Annotated in this window: 9 protein-coding genes and 1 pseudogene; 2 read left to right on the plus strand and 8 right to left on the minus strand. The window is 63.4% G+C overall.

What is annotated here, in order from left to right; translation table 11 throughout:
* Window positions 1-141: 141 nt before the first annotated feature.
* The 5 genes from EHS19_RS08155 to ptsP form a co-directional block, all read right to left on the minus strand.
* Window positions 142-1,659, minus strand: coding sequence for a formate--tetrahydrofolate ligase (locus tag EHS19_RS08155; RefSeq protein ID WP_151917268.1), 1,518 nt, complete (start codon window positions 1,657-1,659; stop codon window positions 142-144).
* A gap of 148 nt (window positions 1,660-1,807) precedes the next feature.
* Window positions 1,808-3,430 carry a C69 family dipeptidase gene (locus EHS19_RS08160; protein ID WP_151917269.1) on the minus strand — a complete coding sequence of 541 codons (1,623 nt, stop codon included), beginning with the start codon at window positions 3,428-3,430 and terminating at the stop codon, window positions 1,808-1,810.
* A 198-nt stretch (window positions 3,431-3,628) separates the two neighbouring features.
* Complete coding sequence (locus EHS19_RS08165; protein ID WP_151917270.1) at window positions 3,629-4,183, minus strand: YbhB/YbcL family Raf kinase inhibitor-like protein; 555 nt, start codon at window positions 4,181-4,183, stop codon at window positions 3,629-3,631.
* A 290-nt stretch (window positions 4,184-4,473) separates the two neighbouring features.
* On the minus strand, window positions 4,474-4,866 hold the full coding sequence (locus tag EHS19_RS08170) for a type II toxin-antitoxin system YafQ family toxin (protein ID WP_151917271.1): 393 nt from the start codon (window positions 4,864-4,866) through the stop codon (window positions 4,474-4,476).
* Window positions 4,867-5,396: 530 nt separating this feature from the next.
* Complete coding sequence (ptsP, locus tag EHS19_RS08175; RefSeq protein ID WP_151917272.1) at window positions 5,397-7,052, minus strand: phosphoenolpyruvate--protein phosphotransferase; 1,656 nt, start codon at window positions 7,050-7,052, stop codon at window positions 5,397-5,399.
* 302 nt (window positions 7,053-7,354) lie between these two features.
* Between ptsP and EHS19_RS08180 the strand changes: the two genes are divergently transcribed.
* Together EHS19_RS08180 and EHS19_RS08185 are read left to right on the plus strand one after the other, a co-directional pair.
* Window positions 7,355-7,615 carry an HPr family phosphocarrier protein gene (locus tag EHS19_RS08180; protein WP_151917273.1) on the plus strand — a complete coding sequence of 87 codons (261 nt, stop codon included), beginning with the start codon at window positions 7,355-7,357 and terminating at the stop codon, window positions 7,613-7,615.
* A 198-nt stretch (window positions 7,616-7,813) separates the two neighbouring features.
* A complete protein-coding gene (locus EHS19_RS08185) occupies window positions 7,814-8,872 on the plus strand; it encodes a LacI family DNA-binding transcriptional regulator (RefSeq protein ID WP_151917274.1) in 1,059 nt (352 codons plus the stop codon).
* A gap of 34 nt (window positions 8,873-8,906) precedes the next feature.
* On the opposite strand, the gene EHS19_RS08190 is transcribed toward EHS19_RS08185, so the two are convergent.
* The 3 genes and pseudogenes from EHS19_RS08190 to EHS19_RS11425 all read right to left on the minus strand — a co-directional run bounded on the left by EHS19_RS08190 (window position 8,907) and on the right by EHS19_RS11425 (window position 11,812).
* On the minus strand, window positions 8,907-10,085 hold the full coding sequence (locus EHS19_RS08190) for a DNA polymerase III subunit delta' (RefSeq protein ID WP_151917275.1): 1,179 nt from the start codon (window positions 10,083-10,085) through the stop codon (window positions 8,907-8,909).
* Window positions 10,086-10,270: 185 nt separating this feature from the next.
* Window positions 10,271-10,999, minus strand: a pseudogene (gene tmk / locus EHS19_RS08195) (dTMP kinase); the annotation flags it as partial.
* Window positions 11,000-11,179: 180 nt separating this feature from the next.
* Window positions 11,180-11,812, minus strand: coding sequence for a transposase (locus EHS19_RS11425; RefSeq protein WP_241677160.1), 633 nt, complete (start codon window positions 11,810-11,812; stop codon window positions 11,180-11,182).
* Between the last annotated feature and the right edge of the window lie 598 nt (window positions 11,813-12,410).

The following is a 12,410-nucleotide window of genomic DNA, read 5'->3' on the forward strand; positions in this document are numbered from 1 at the left end:
CGACAATATAATCAACGAACTTCTGACACGGCACACTATGCGAAAATCGCGTTGCGTACCACTGATTCGCGGTACGCAACGCAAAACCCAGCCGCCAACCAGCCGGTAACCAACCGATCAATCAACCAATCAGCCAGCCGATCAGACGATCTTCGGCATCGGCGTGGTCAGCGACGTGGTGAGGTTCACCTGCACCAGACCGGCACCGGCGTGCACTTCGACCTTCTTGAGGGTCACCGTGCGCTCATCCTCGGGGGCGCGATCGTCGTCGGTCATCGTCGCCGGCGACTTGACCGCGACCAGCGCAAGGTCGGACAGCGAGAATCCCGCGGATTCGCACAGCTTCACGGCGGCGTCGCGCGACGCGATGAATCCGTCCTTGAGCAGCACGCGCTCGGCCGGCACGCCATAGGAATGCTCGGCTACCCACTTCACGTTCTCGATCACCGACATGCCCTTGTGGCTGTGCGGGCGAGCCGGCATCGAGCCGTTGAGCAGCGCGTCGACGAAGCCGTCAAGCTGCGGGGCGAGCGCTTCGCCGCCGTCGCGGTACAGGTTGCCGATGATCGGATCGCGGAACTCCAGCTTGGCCGCGGTCTGACGCAGCGACGGAATCTGATCGTCCTCGCCGTCCCACAGGTTGATCAGCGGGAAAGTCGGGATGTCAAGCCCCTCAAGATGCTCCACATGGAACGGGTAGCGCCACGAGAGCGCCGGATCGTCACGCCAGGTCGAGGCGCGCGTCACCACGACCGCCGCCGACGGCCACTGGGCGTCGAACTCACGGCAGGCGATGTCCAGCCACTTCTGCGCACCGGCATCGGTGCCGTATCCGGCTTCGACGATGACGACATCGTGCAGCGCGCACGCCATCTCCACCGAAACCAGCGTCGGAATGCCGATCGACACGTTCGCGAACGGACCGCCGTGCACATACACCGGCGAACCGTTGACCGTCTCGGTCAGCGCCGGCTGCACCGCGCCGGACAGAATGCCCGTGATGCGCCACAGATCGACGAACTCGCCGAACGTGACGGCCTTGCCGTCCTTGGTGCCGGCGATCATGCGCGACACGCGCTGCGCGATCTCGTCCATCGAACGCGACAGGCAGACGATCTGCATGAGCTCGCTGGTGGGCGTGAGCACCACGCGCTCGGCGACGTTGTTCTTGCCCGCGTCCACGGTGATCGACCGCAGCGAGCGCGACGGCACCTCGGAGACGCGCGGCACGAGAATCGTGTCGATGCGGCCTTCGTCAACGGCCTTCTCCGCGAACGAGACCAGCAGATTCTGCGCGGCGGCGATGGCGGCCATCTCGCCGGTCAGACCCCAGTCGATGAGTTCGGGGTGGGTCAGCGACGCCTTGCCGCCGCCGGATGCGCCGCCCTTCGAGCCGGCTGCGGTGATGCCCATGCTCGGCTGGCGCAGCACGGCGGCCGCGTCGATGCCGCGCGCGCGCAGTGCGTCGATCAGCGCGATGGTCGTGGTGGTCTTGCCTTCGCCGCGGCTCGCCTTGAGCGGAGTGTCGGCGGTGACGAGCACGACCTTGCCGTGCTTGCGCGGGGCGTCCGGGTTATCAGCCAGGTACTTCAGGTAGCCGAATGCGTCGATTTTCTTGACCAGGCCGTACTGGCTGGTGAAGTCCGCGATGGTGGTCATGGATAAACCTTTCTCAATATCGCTGGCTCCTCCTACCAAGGAGCCGGTTCGTGTGACAAGACTGAGGGGTAGTCACATCATATAGAAAACTACCCCTCAGTCAGCTATCGCTGACAGCTCCCCTGACAAGGGGAGCCAAGACAGTGAATCAGAAGTCGGACATGTGGAAGCCGTTGTTCATGGCCATGGACCGCGTGTACAGCACGGAGTCGAGCAGACGGTCGGTTTCGGCCTTGAGCTGGTCGGCCATCGTCTGGTTGGCGGCGGCGAGAATGGAGCGCACCTCGGCATTGCGCGTGGCCTCGATGATCCCCTCCGGGTCCATCGGCTGCACGTCGCCATCCACGTTGTCGGCCTCGAACTCCTCTTCGGCCGCGGATTCGAGGGTTTCCTCCGCTTCGGTAAGCCCAAGGCGCGCGACCTGGTCGTCGGTCGCGGTGACGAGACGGTGGCCCATCGCCCCGGTCTTCTCCTGATAGCGTTCGACCGCATTGCGCGTGTCGGCGAATGCCGAATCGCACAGTGCGGCGATCACGCGGTTGGCCCAGTAGAAGTTCTCGGTGGTCACGCGCGTGGTGGTGTCCTCAAGATACTTCGGCGTGGAGTCCACGTTCGGATAGAACGGCACCAGCGTGTTGAACGGGTTGGAACCGTAGGCGATCCACTGGATCGCGCGGCTCGCCTGCGGACGGTAGGGGCGAATCTGCATGACCGACAGCTGGCTTTGGCGGTTGATGCCGATCGGGCGATACATGTGACGGGTGTGCTCGTCGCCGAGCTTGCCGTATGGATCATACGGCGTGCCCTGATAGTGGCCGGACAGCACGTACTTGATGTCCTCGATGGTGATCTTGCGCTCCGGCTGACGCGCCCACGGAATGTCGTTGTTCTCCGGGCCGTGATCGGCGTCCGGACCGTCCCACACCTCGTCGTAGGGGTTGAGGAAACGCTGCATCCACCACGCGCGCGGCGTGTTGTACACATGGTCGGAATCGGAATGCGAGCCGAACGCGTCACGCGGGTTGAAGGGGCTGGTCGATTCGACCGACAGGTCCAGATGGTTGCGCTCGATGAATTCGGCGAGATCATCGGAGCACATGTGGCTCTCCTGCTCGCCGAGCGCATCATCAAGATCGAATTCGTCGATGCCCAGCTGGTTCGGCATGGTCACATAGGCCTCGTCGGGCACGCGCTTGGCGATCCAATGGTGGCCGCCGACCGTCTCCAGCCACCAGATCTCATCGACGTCGGAGAATGCGACGCCGTTCATCTCATAGGTGCCGTATCGCTCGAGCAGCGCGCCGAGACGCTCCACGCCCTCGCGCGCGGTCCTGATGTACGGCAGCACGAGCGTGACGAAATCCTCCTCGCCGATGCCGCCGGCGACCTCGGGCTCATAGCCCTCCTCGCCAGGCTTGCCCTTGGCCGGGGTGAGCTCGACGAACGGATCGGCGCCGAGCACACGCTCATTGGTGGTCAGGGTCTCGGTGGCGCTCATCGCCACGTTGGCCTCGTTGACGCCGGCTTCGCCCCAAATGCCCTCCTTGAGGTCGGCGTTGGGCACGGCGGTGTACTGCAGCGGCTCCTCGTCGCTCAGATCGACCTCGACATGGGAGATGACGCTGCGGTAGTGCCGCGGCTGTTCGCTCGGCTTGACGACGACGAATCGCTTGGGATTGAACTCGCCGTTCGCGCTGTCCTCATTGCGGGCGATGATCGTCGAACCGTCATAGCTCGCGTCCTTGCCGACCAGAATCGTGGTGCAGCCCATGGATGATGCGTCCTTTCTTGTGTTGTGTTGGTTCCCAGCTTGTGTTGGCATTCAGCTTGTGTTGGCATTCAGCTTATGTTGGTGTCCATCGGTGCCGTTCTGCCGACGGTTGCTGTCGGTGAACGCATGATGATTGCCGATTGCGAATCGATTGAGAATCGATTGCTGCGGCTGACTGAGGCGGCTGATTGCGACGATTCACGCCCGGCCGGTGACGAAGATGCCGCCCTGATCGGGGGTTTCACCGCATTCACGCAGCACATGCAGCATCTCGTTGAGCCAGAATCCCTGATTGAGTCCGGCCAGTGGACGCTTCGTCGCCCAGACATGCAGATAGTAGTCATGATCCTTGTCCGGCGGCTGCGGACCGTTGTAGCGCATGGTCACGGCCGGGTCCGCCGGGCGGCCCAGCAGCTTCGAGGCCGAGGAATTGCGCCCCTGCACCGCTTCAGGGATCATCGACGGCATCTGCCGTGAGAAATCCGGGGGGATGGCCAGCGCGTGGGAGTCGTTGAAGTCGTACATCAGCGCGTCGATCGGCAGATTGGCGACGGTCCAGTGAATCCACTCGAATCCGCACACCGGAATGGAATCCGGGTCGGTGAACGCCCAATGCATGTAGGCGGCATCCGGATCGATCGCGTCGATGTAGAACGGGAAGGAGACGACGGGAATGCCGCCGTTGCGATATTCGGGCGGCGCGGCCTTGGCGAAGTCGTCGGGCACGACCGTGAAATCAGCGGAAATCTTCATGCATCCCAGTGTATCGCGGCCACGTGTCACCCGTCGATACCTCACTTTCATGTGAGGCATGTGCAAAAGTGACGCATGCCGCACAATTGGTTGAATGGTTTTGAAGCAGGCGGCTGGAAGATTAGGTCCTTCCAGCCGCACCCCTGACAAGGGGAGCCGACGATATAATCAACGAACTTCTGACGCAGGACACTAGTTTGTCGCTTGCGGTATCTTGCTTGACTAAGCTTGATACTTGACGCTATATAGCATCATTGCGGGGCATGCAAATCAGCGTGTCACACCACCTATCATGCGTCTTCAAACAACGTAGCCTCGATTCGCTCATCTGTCATATGATGCGCCGCTTTTTCCGCAGCCTCAACACTGGGATCAGGCCACGCATATGGGTCAAACCGGCACATATACAACTCCCAATGAGTGCACAACCGCACCACAAGTACGCGGGAGCCGACCACGCGATAAATCAGCAGCACATCAGACTCAACATGACATTCCATATAGCCGGACAGGCAACCATTCCCGATCTTCAGCCTATGAGGATCGCATTCTACAGGCACTCCCCCATATTCCGCCAGATGATTATCCAGCAGATCGTAAACCGATTCGGCCAACATGGGCTTATACCTACGCAGCCGTTCAATATCCATGTAAAACCAGTCAGTAGCACTAGGCTCGATCATCCAGCATCCGCCTTTTTCATCGCGCCTCGCACGCTCGCCAGAAACTCACGCTTAGACGCAAACCGACGTACGCCAGTCGGCAAATCATCGCCAAGTCGGACGGTATTATCCCGACGCGCTACTGTCCTCAAACGAGACGACATTATTCGCTTCGCGCGTCGTTCCATCACTAAACTGCTCATGTGATTTCCTCCTTGCCAATAGTGTGCAAAATCAGCATACCCAACAACAGTTAAAATATGCCAACTGTCGCGCCTACATACTCTCCTCGCTTTGTCGGTGAGACCGATTCCACTCTTGCAAAGTAGGGCTTAATCCCGAGTGCATAACTCAGGTACGGACGCGAATCACGGACACGAACGCAAACCGCGGCATGAGCACGCAAAAAGGGGCCACTCGCCGAAGCGAATGGCCCCAAAGCATCAATCAACCCATCAATCGGCTCATCAATCGGCTATCTGCCGAACGATCTCAGTTTGCGCACATCTGCACAACCGCCACAACCGCCCGATCAGTCGCGATAGCCGCGATCAGTCGTCCCAGGAGGACTTGTAGAACTCGCCGTTGAGGGCCTTGGCGGCCTTCTCCTGCGCCTCTTCAAGGGTCCAGTTGGCGAGCTCGGCGCGCACGTCGTCGAGGGCGACCGGCGTCATCGACAGCGAGTTGACGCCGATGCCGGCAAGCACGACGGCCAGATCCGGGTCGGCCGCAGCCTCGCCGCACACGCCGACCGGCATGCCGTTGGCGTTGCCGGCGTCGGCGATGAGCTTGATCGCGCGCAGCACAGCCGGATGCCATGCGGTCTGATAGTTGGCGACGGAGCCGAGCGTACGGTCGGCGGCCAGCGTGTACTGGGTCAGATCGTTGGTGCCGATCGACACGAAGTCGGCGACCTTGGCGACCTGATCGGCCATCAGGGCGATGGACGGCACCTCAGCCATCACACCGACCTTCTTGAGGCCGAAGCTCTTGCCGAGCTTGACGAAGTAGGCGGCCTCATGCGCATCCGCGACCATCGGGGCCATGACCCACAGGTCCGCCTCGGTCTGGGCATCGGCGGCGGCGAGCGCCTTGAGCTGGCCTTCGAGGACCTCCTTGTGCACGCGCAGGGTGCGCAGGCCACGCAGGCCGAGGGCCGGATTCGGCTCGTCCTCTGGGGTGAGGAACGGCAGCGGCTTGTCGGCGCCGGCATCAAGCATGCGGATGACGACCTTCTTGCCGGGGAACTGGGCGAGCAGCTCGGCGTACGCCTTGGTCTGCTCCTCGACACTCGGCGGCTCGGCGTTGCCGATGAACAGGAACTCGGAGCGGAACAGGCCGACGCCTTCGGCACCGTATTCCAGCGCGGTCTTGCCGTCGGCCGGCTTGCCGACGTTGGCGAGCAGCGGAATGTGGTGGCCGTCCTTGGTGGAGCCCGGCTTGCCACGCAGTTCCTTCGCCTTGGCGGCGTGCGCCTTGGCGGCCTCGGCGGCGGCGATCTCGTCGGCGGTCGGCTCGGCGGTGACGGTGCCCTTGGCGGCGTTGACGATCACGGTCTCGCCGTTCTTGAGGTCGTCTGCCTCGGCGGCGGAGACGACCGCGACGATGCCGCGAGCGCGGGCCAGAATGGCGGTATGCGACGTGGGACCGCCCTGCGACGTGACGATGGCGAGGGTCTTGTCGAGATCAAGGCCGGCGGTGTCGGCGGGGGACAGATCCTCGGCGACCAGCACGAACGGGGTTTCGGACACGGGCACGCCGGGGGCGGGCAGACCCATCAGATCGGCGATGACGCGCTGGCCGACATCGTGAAGGTCGGCGGCACGCTCACCCTGATATCCGCCGATCGCGCGGAACATGTCCTCGACCGCGCCGAAGCCCTCCAGCACGGCGCGCTCGGCGGTCTTGCCCTGACGGATGAGGTTCTTGATCGACTCGGCCAGCGACGGATCGGACGCGAACATGGCGATGGCCTCAAGGATCGGAGCGGCCTGCTTGGCGCCCTCGTCGCCGTTGGCGGCCTCCTTGGCGCGACGGTTGAGATCGGCGTTGACCAGTTCCAGCGACTTGATGGCACGCTCGATCTCGGCATCCGCGGACACGCCTTCGGCACGCGGCGCGTCGGACGGCTCGGGCAGCGGCGCGGCCATGCGAATGACCGGACCGACTGCGACTCCACGACCAATGCCAACACCCTTGATTTCCATGTGATCTCCTTTGTTCTCCGGCCATCCGGGCGGGATTGTCCGGCCTTGGTTATCCGCCGCGCGCGTCTGACGGCATCATGACGACACCACAATGGGCCGCCATGAGCCCGCAACACCGCACAGGACGGTAAAACATGTTCGATTGCAGTCGAGTATACACCACATAGCACGCGACACAACAAGAGAAAACGTTTTCAGCGTTTCGGGAAAAACGTGCTACACTCTTTTCCCAGCAGCATCGCAACACGCTTGCGGGCCGCACCACAATCGCAGCACAGTCCACGACTCAAAGGAGTGTCCTTATGGTTACGCGTACCACCACCATCAACGATCCCGTCGGCATCCACGCCCGTCCGGCCGCACAGTTCGCCCAGGCCGTCGCCGCCTCCGGCTGCACCGTCACCATCGCCAAGCAGGGCGGCAACCCGGTTCCCGCCGGCTCCATCCTCTCCGTGATGGGTCTGGGCATCAAGCAGGGCGATGCCGTCGAGATCAACGTCGAGGGCGACAACGCCGACGCCGTGGCCGACTCCCTGGTCGCCACCCTCACCGCGGCCGAGTAAGCCGCACAAAGCCTTCAAGGCCACCCTTCATCAATTTTCCTCCGCGGCCGCCCGGCACACATCGTGCGGGCGGCCGCGCGCGTCACCGGCATCGACGATGACGACGAACTGCCGCGTGCGCGCAACGGCCCCGGACCATACGACCCATACGGGCCATAGGCAGGCAGGACGCGGCATGCACGCAATGGAGCGATTATCATGACATCCACGCAACCGACGCCCCCGGCATCGATCACCAATGTGGCCGCGCTGGCGAACGTTTCCATCGCGACAGTCTCGCGCGTGCTGTCAGGTAAACGAGACAAGGACGACGACATCGCCCGCCGCGTGCGCGCCGCCGCAGCAGAACTCAACTACTGCGTCAACCATGCCGCGAGCACGCTGCGTTCCGATGTGACCAACACCATCGGTCTGGTCATCCCCTCGGCGACGAATCGCCTCAGCGCCCAGCTGCTCGGCGAACTGGAGCCGACGCTGTGCGCATATGGCCGACGACTCGCGCTCGGCATCGGCCACACCGCCCAGGAGCAGGCGACGCGTATCGAAGCCCTCGCCGCACAGGGCCTCGACGGCCTGATCGTCGTTCCCGCGAACGCCAGCGACCTGCCGGCTTCGCTGGAGCGTCTCACCGAACGCATCCCGATCGTACAGGTGGGCGGGCAGCAGAGCTCCTACCGCAGCTTCATGATCGCCATCGACGACACCGCCGCCATGGAGACGACCATGCGCCATCTCGCCGACGCCGGCGTGCACTCGGTGGCGTATCTCGCCGGCGACCGCATCTCCTTCGATTCGGCCGAACTGTTCGCCATGTTCCACACGCAGATCCGCGCGTTCGACATGTTCACGAAAAGCTCATGGAACCAGTTCGGCGAGCGGACCGTCCAACGCGGTTTCCACTGCGCCATGCAGCTGTTCGGCATCACCGCCGACCTGCCGAAACGCGGGCTCGCTCACATGCGGCCGCAGGCGCTGGTCTGCTGCGACGATTCGGTCGCGATCGGCGCGATGACGGCGATCGAATCGCTTGGGCTGACCATTCCCGACGACGTGCGCGTGGTCGGGGACGGCGATTCGCTGATGGCGCTGTCGACCACGCCCACGCTGACGTCGCTACGCCCTCCGGTGCATCGGATAGTCACGGAATCGCTTCGGCTGATCGATTCCGGCACCATCGATCCGGTGCGCATCGTGCTGCCGAAGCAGCTGGTGATCCGCGATTCCACCGCCGGCGATGCCGTGCATGATCAGGCGTAGGCGCGCCTGAATAATCACCCCAGCCCATGCGCGATCAGTCGGGAATCAGGGCGCAGAACAGCGCCTCGAACACCAGCAGCGGGTTGCCGTTGCCCATGAGACGACGCCGCGCCTGCGCGATCTCCTCCAGCCGAGCCACCGCCTGCTGCCGCGTCAGACGCACCGACAGCTCGGTGATGGCCTTGCGGTTCTCCAGATTGACGAAGCCGACCGCATCCTCGGCGTTGTTCTGCACCACCGACACATCCCGATAGACGCTGGCCACGGTGTTGAGCGCCCGATCGAGCACATCACGGGTCTTGCGCGTGGCGGTCCGCTTGATGTCGTCCTTCTTCGCCAGCGCATTGTACGCGCCGCGCAGCTTCGGCGGAATGCGATCGTCGGGGCCGAGACCGTTGACGCGACGGAATTCGGCCTGCGCCCGCTCGGAGGCCTCCTTCGCACTGGCTTCCGCCTGCCCCTTCGCCTTGTCGAGAAGATCGCCGGCCAGCAGCACGGCCTGCGAGGCGCGTTCCAGCCCCAGCACGCCGACGACGAGATCATCGCGGTCGGACATCACCCGCTCGTCCGTCGCATACAGCTTCGCCACGCCGATATGCCCTTCGGCCAGACGCGCCGCGCGGGCCGCCACATGCTCGTCGAACCGGTCCTTTGCCGGCAGTCCGGGATTGACCTGGTTCATCAGGAACGCCGCCACCTGCCGATCCGACGGCACGGCGAGATTGACGATGCGGGTGCGCGAACGGATCGTGGGCAGCACATCCTGCGCGCCGGGGGCGCACAGCATCCAGATCGTGCGTTCCGCCGGCTCCTCGATCTCCTTGAGCAGCACGTTCGTGGTGCGTTCCAGCATGCGATCGACATCCTCGATGATGATGATGCGCCACGGCGCGGTGCTCGGCATCTGTTCCGACACGCCGATCAGGTCGCGCACCTGATCGATGCCGATGGTGACCTTGTCGGTGTCAAGCGCGATGACGTCGGGATGCGTGCCCGCAAGCACCTGTGCCGTGACGCGCGTCGGCTCGTCGCCCATGCCATGATCCGGGCTTTCCAGCGCCGCGGCGAACGCCTTCGCCAGATTCGAGCGCCCCGAGCCGGGCGGTCCGCAGATCAGCCATGATTGGGCGATCGCCTTCGGATTGCCGCAGGCGATGGCCTTCAACTGCTCGACGACCGGCTTCTGGCCGACGATCGCATCCCATACGCTCATCGCTCACGCTCCCTCGACTCGCTTGCATCGGTATCATCAGGGTCAGCAGCATCATCAGCGGAATCAGCGGAATTCGGAATCAGTGATGCGAGCGCGGGTGCCGCCGCTACAGGCGCTGGTGTCGCTGCCGCTGCGATTGCCCCCGCGGCGGCGCGCAGCCGGCTGTCGCCGTATCCGTCGGCAATCAACTGATCGACATCGGCGCGAATCGTCTGCCAGACCTCGTCGACCGACTCGGCGGCGTCAACGACGACGAAACGAGCCGGATCGGCTGCCGCCAGATCGAGGAACGCCTGTCTGGTCCGCCGCTGGAACTCGTCGCCCGCGGATTCCATACGATCCTCGCTATGATCAAGCCGCGCATGCGAGCGCCGCGGATCCATATCCAGCAGATACGTGCGATCGGGCAGCAGATCGCCCGTCGCCCACATGCTCAGCGACCGCACCTCGTCCGCGGTCAGTTCGCGACCGCCCGCCTGATAGGCCAGCGACGAGTCGATATAGCGGTCGGTGACCACCACCTCGCCGCGGCGCAGCGCCGGGCGAATCACCTCGGCGACGTGCTGGGCGCGATCAGCGGCGAAAATCAGCGCCTCGGCGCGCGGCGCGATATCGGCGGAATGCGCGATATCGGCGGACTGCGTTGCGCATTGCGCATTGCGTTGCGCATTGCTCTGCGCGTTGCCGCGCGCTTCGCTCTGTTCGCCGCGCCCGCCGTCTTCGCCGTCTTCGGATTGCTTCGCCACACCCTCCAGCAGCAGTCGGCGCAATGCGACGCCAAGCGGCGTGCCACCGGGCTCGCGCGTGGTGCGCACGGTCAGACCGCGGCCGCACAGATAGTCGCGCAGCCGCTCGACCTGCGTGGTCTTGCCGACGCCATCGACGCCTTCGAATGAGATGAACAATCCAGTCATGATATGCACCTTAGCGGCAGCGCGCGATTCACGACACGACCAGCGATGCGCTTCGGCGGACCACCGAACGGAACGCAGGCGGGCACGCGCGTCGGCCGGAAGGGAAGCGTTCTGGTTGCGAAGCTGGTGGGCATTGTCGGCGGCAGCGCAGGTTGGCAGCAGCGACGACGAATGCTTCACTCAGGAATTCTCACCTGACGATTCCTCGCCTGCGTCAGCGGGCGTGTCGGTGATCGTGCCGGAGGTCGTGCCGGATTCGGCGGATTCCGCGTGCCCCGCATGATCCGCCTGCCGATGCAGCAGCATGTCGATCTCATGCTCAAGCTCACGGATGCGATGAATCTGCTGCGCGATGAGCTCGTCACGCAGATCGACGCCCGCCGACCGGACAGCCTCCTGCTCAGCCACATGCATCACCGGGGTGCCATGACCGTCATGGGCACGAAGCTCTGCCCCGTTGCTATGAGACCGCTCTTCGCTCCACTTCGCCGCGAAATGCTGCAACAGGCCCGCAACATCCGTTGATTCCGGGGACTCCGCCCGAAGCGCGTGTCCGCTCAGCTGGCTTCCCTCCGGAATTTCGCTACGCCACCGGGCCACGCAACGCTCGATGCGCTTGTAGCCGATCATCGACGAATCCAAACCGGCATCACGGAAGATCCGAGCCGGCGAATCGCCCCCACGGTAGCGCACGATGCAGTCATTTTTGAACCATTGCGCGTATCGGATACGATCCCGACCGACGCTCTCCACCGCCGGCAGCGAGCGCAGGTACGCGATTTCCTTCATGGTGAACGAGTGTCGTTTCGTCACGAACGATCACCCTCTCCGCATGCGTGGGCCGAATCCATGTATATGTCGCACAGTTGCACAATGCCACGTAAAGCAGTGCCGCATGAAGCAGTCCCGCGTTGCGCTGCGCCACATGGCATGGCAGCAATCCAGCGCGAACCGTTGCTTAGCATCGCCGTCCTCCCCCTGTTTCGAGTCGGCGAGCTCGCACCACATATTTCTGTCGCCGTAACCGATCACATTGTCGTAACCGATCACATTATAGGGCATACCGTCGGTCTTCTTCATTCGCAGGGCGGATTCATGTCAGGGTGAAGCGGCCTGATTGTTGTGCAGTCTCCACTGTGAGACGGCTTGTGCAGTCTGCTGTCGATAATACCGAGGCTTCTGCTGTTTTCGTGGGTTGGATGGTGGGACACCAGAGAGGAACGAGGGGAACGAGGGGAACGAGAGAGGGGCGCTGCTTTAGCACTACTTCAGCGCACCTGCTTCAGCGCAAGGATTTCTCGGGAAAACGGCCATCTCGTATTGTGTTGTCTCGGGGCATGGTTGACGGGTGTCCTGGGGCATTGTTTGAGACTGTTGCTGTTTTCGTGGGCTGGATGGTGGGGTGCCATGG

The sequence above is a fragment of the Bifidobacterium jacchi genome (assembly GCF_009078285.1).
GTDB classification, from domain to species: Bacteria; Actinomycetota; Actinomycetes; order Actinomycetales; family Bifidobacteriaceae; genus Bifidobacterium; species Bifidobacterium jacchi.

What these genes read in the sequence shown, in the direction of transcription:
- EHS19_RS08155 (WP_151917268.1), bottom strand. Translation starts at nt 1,659, where the DNA reads ATGACCACCATCGCGGACTTCACCAGCCAGTACGGCCTGGTCAAGAAA.
- EHS19_RS08160 (WP_151917269.1), bottom strand. Translation starts at nt 3,430, where the DNA reads ATGGGCTGCACCACGATTCTGGTCGGCAAGGACGCGAGCTATGACGGT.
- EHS19_RS08165 (WP_151917270.1), bottom strand. Translation starts at nt 4,183, where the DNA reads ATGAAGATTTCCGCTGATTTCACGGTCGTGCCCGACGACTTCGCCAAG.
- EHS19_RS08170 (WP_151917271.1), bottom strand. Translation starts at nt 4,866, where the DNA reads ATGATCGAGCCTAGTGCTACTGACTGGTTTTACATGGATATTGAACGG.
- ptsP (WP_151917272.1), bottom strand. Translation starts at nt 7,052, where the DNA reads ATGGAAATCAAGGGTGTTGGCATTGGTCGTGGAGTCGCAGTCGGTCCG.
- EHS19_RS08180 (WP_151917273.1), top strand. Translation starts at nt 7,355, where the DNA reads ATGGTTACGCGTACCACCACCATCAACGATCCCGTCGGCATCCACGCC.
- EHS19_RS08185 (WP_151917274.1), top strand. Translation starts at nt 7,814, where the DNA reads ATGACATCCACGCAACCGACGCCCCCGGCATCGATCACCAATGTGGCC.
- EHS19_RS08190 (WP_151917275.1), bottom strand. Translation starts at nt 10,085, where the DNA reads ATGAGCGTATGGGATGCGATCGTCGGCCAGAAGCCGGTCGTCGAGCAG.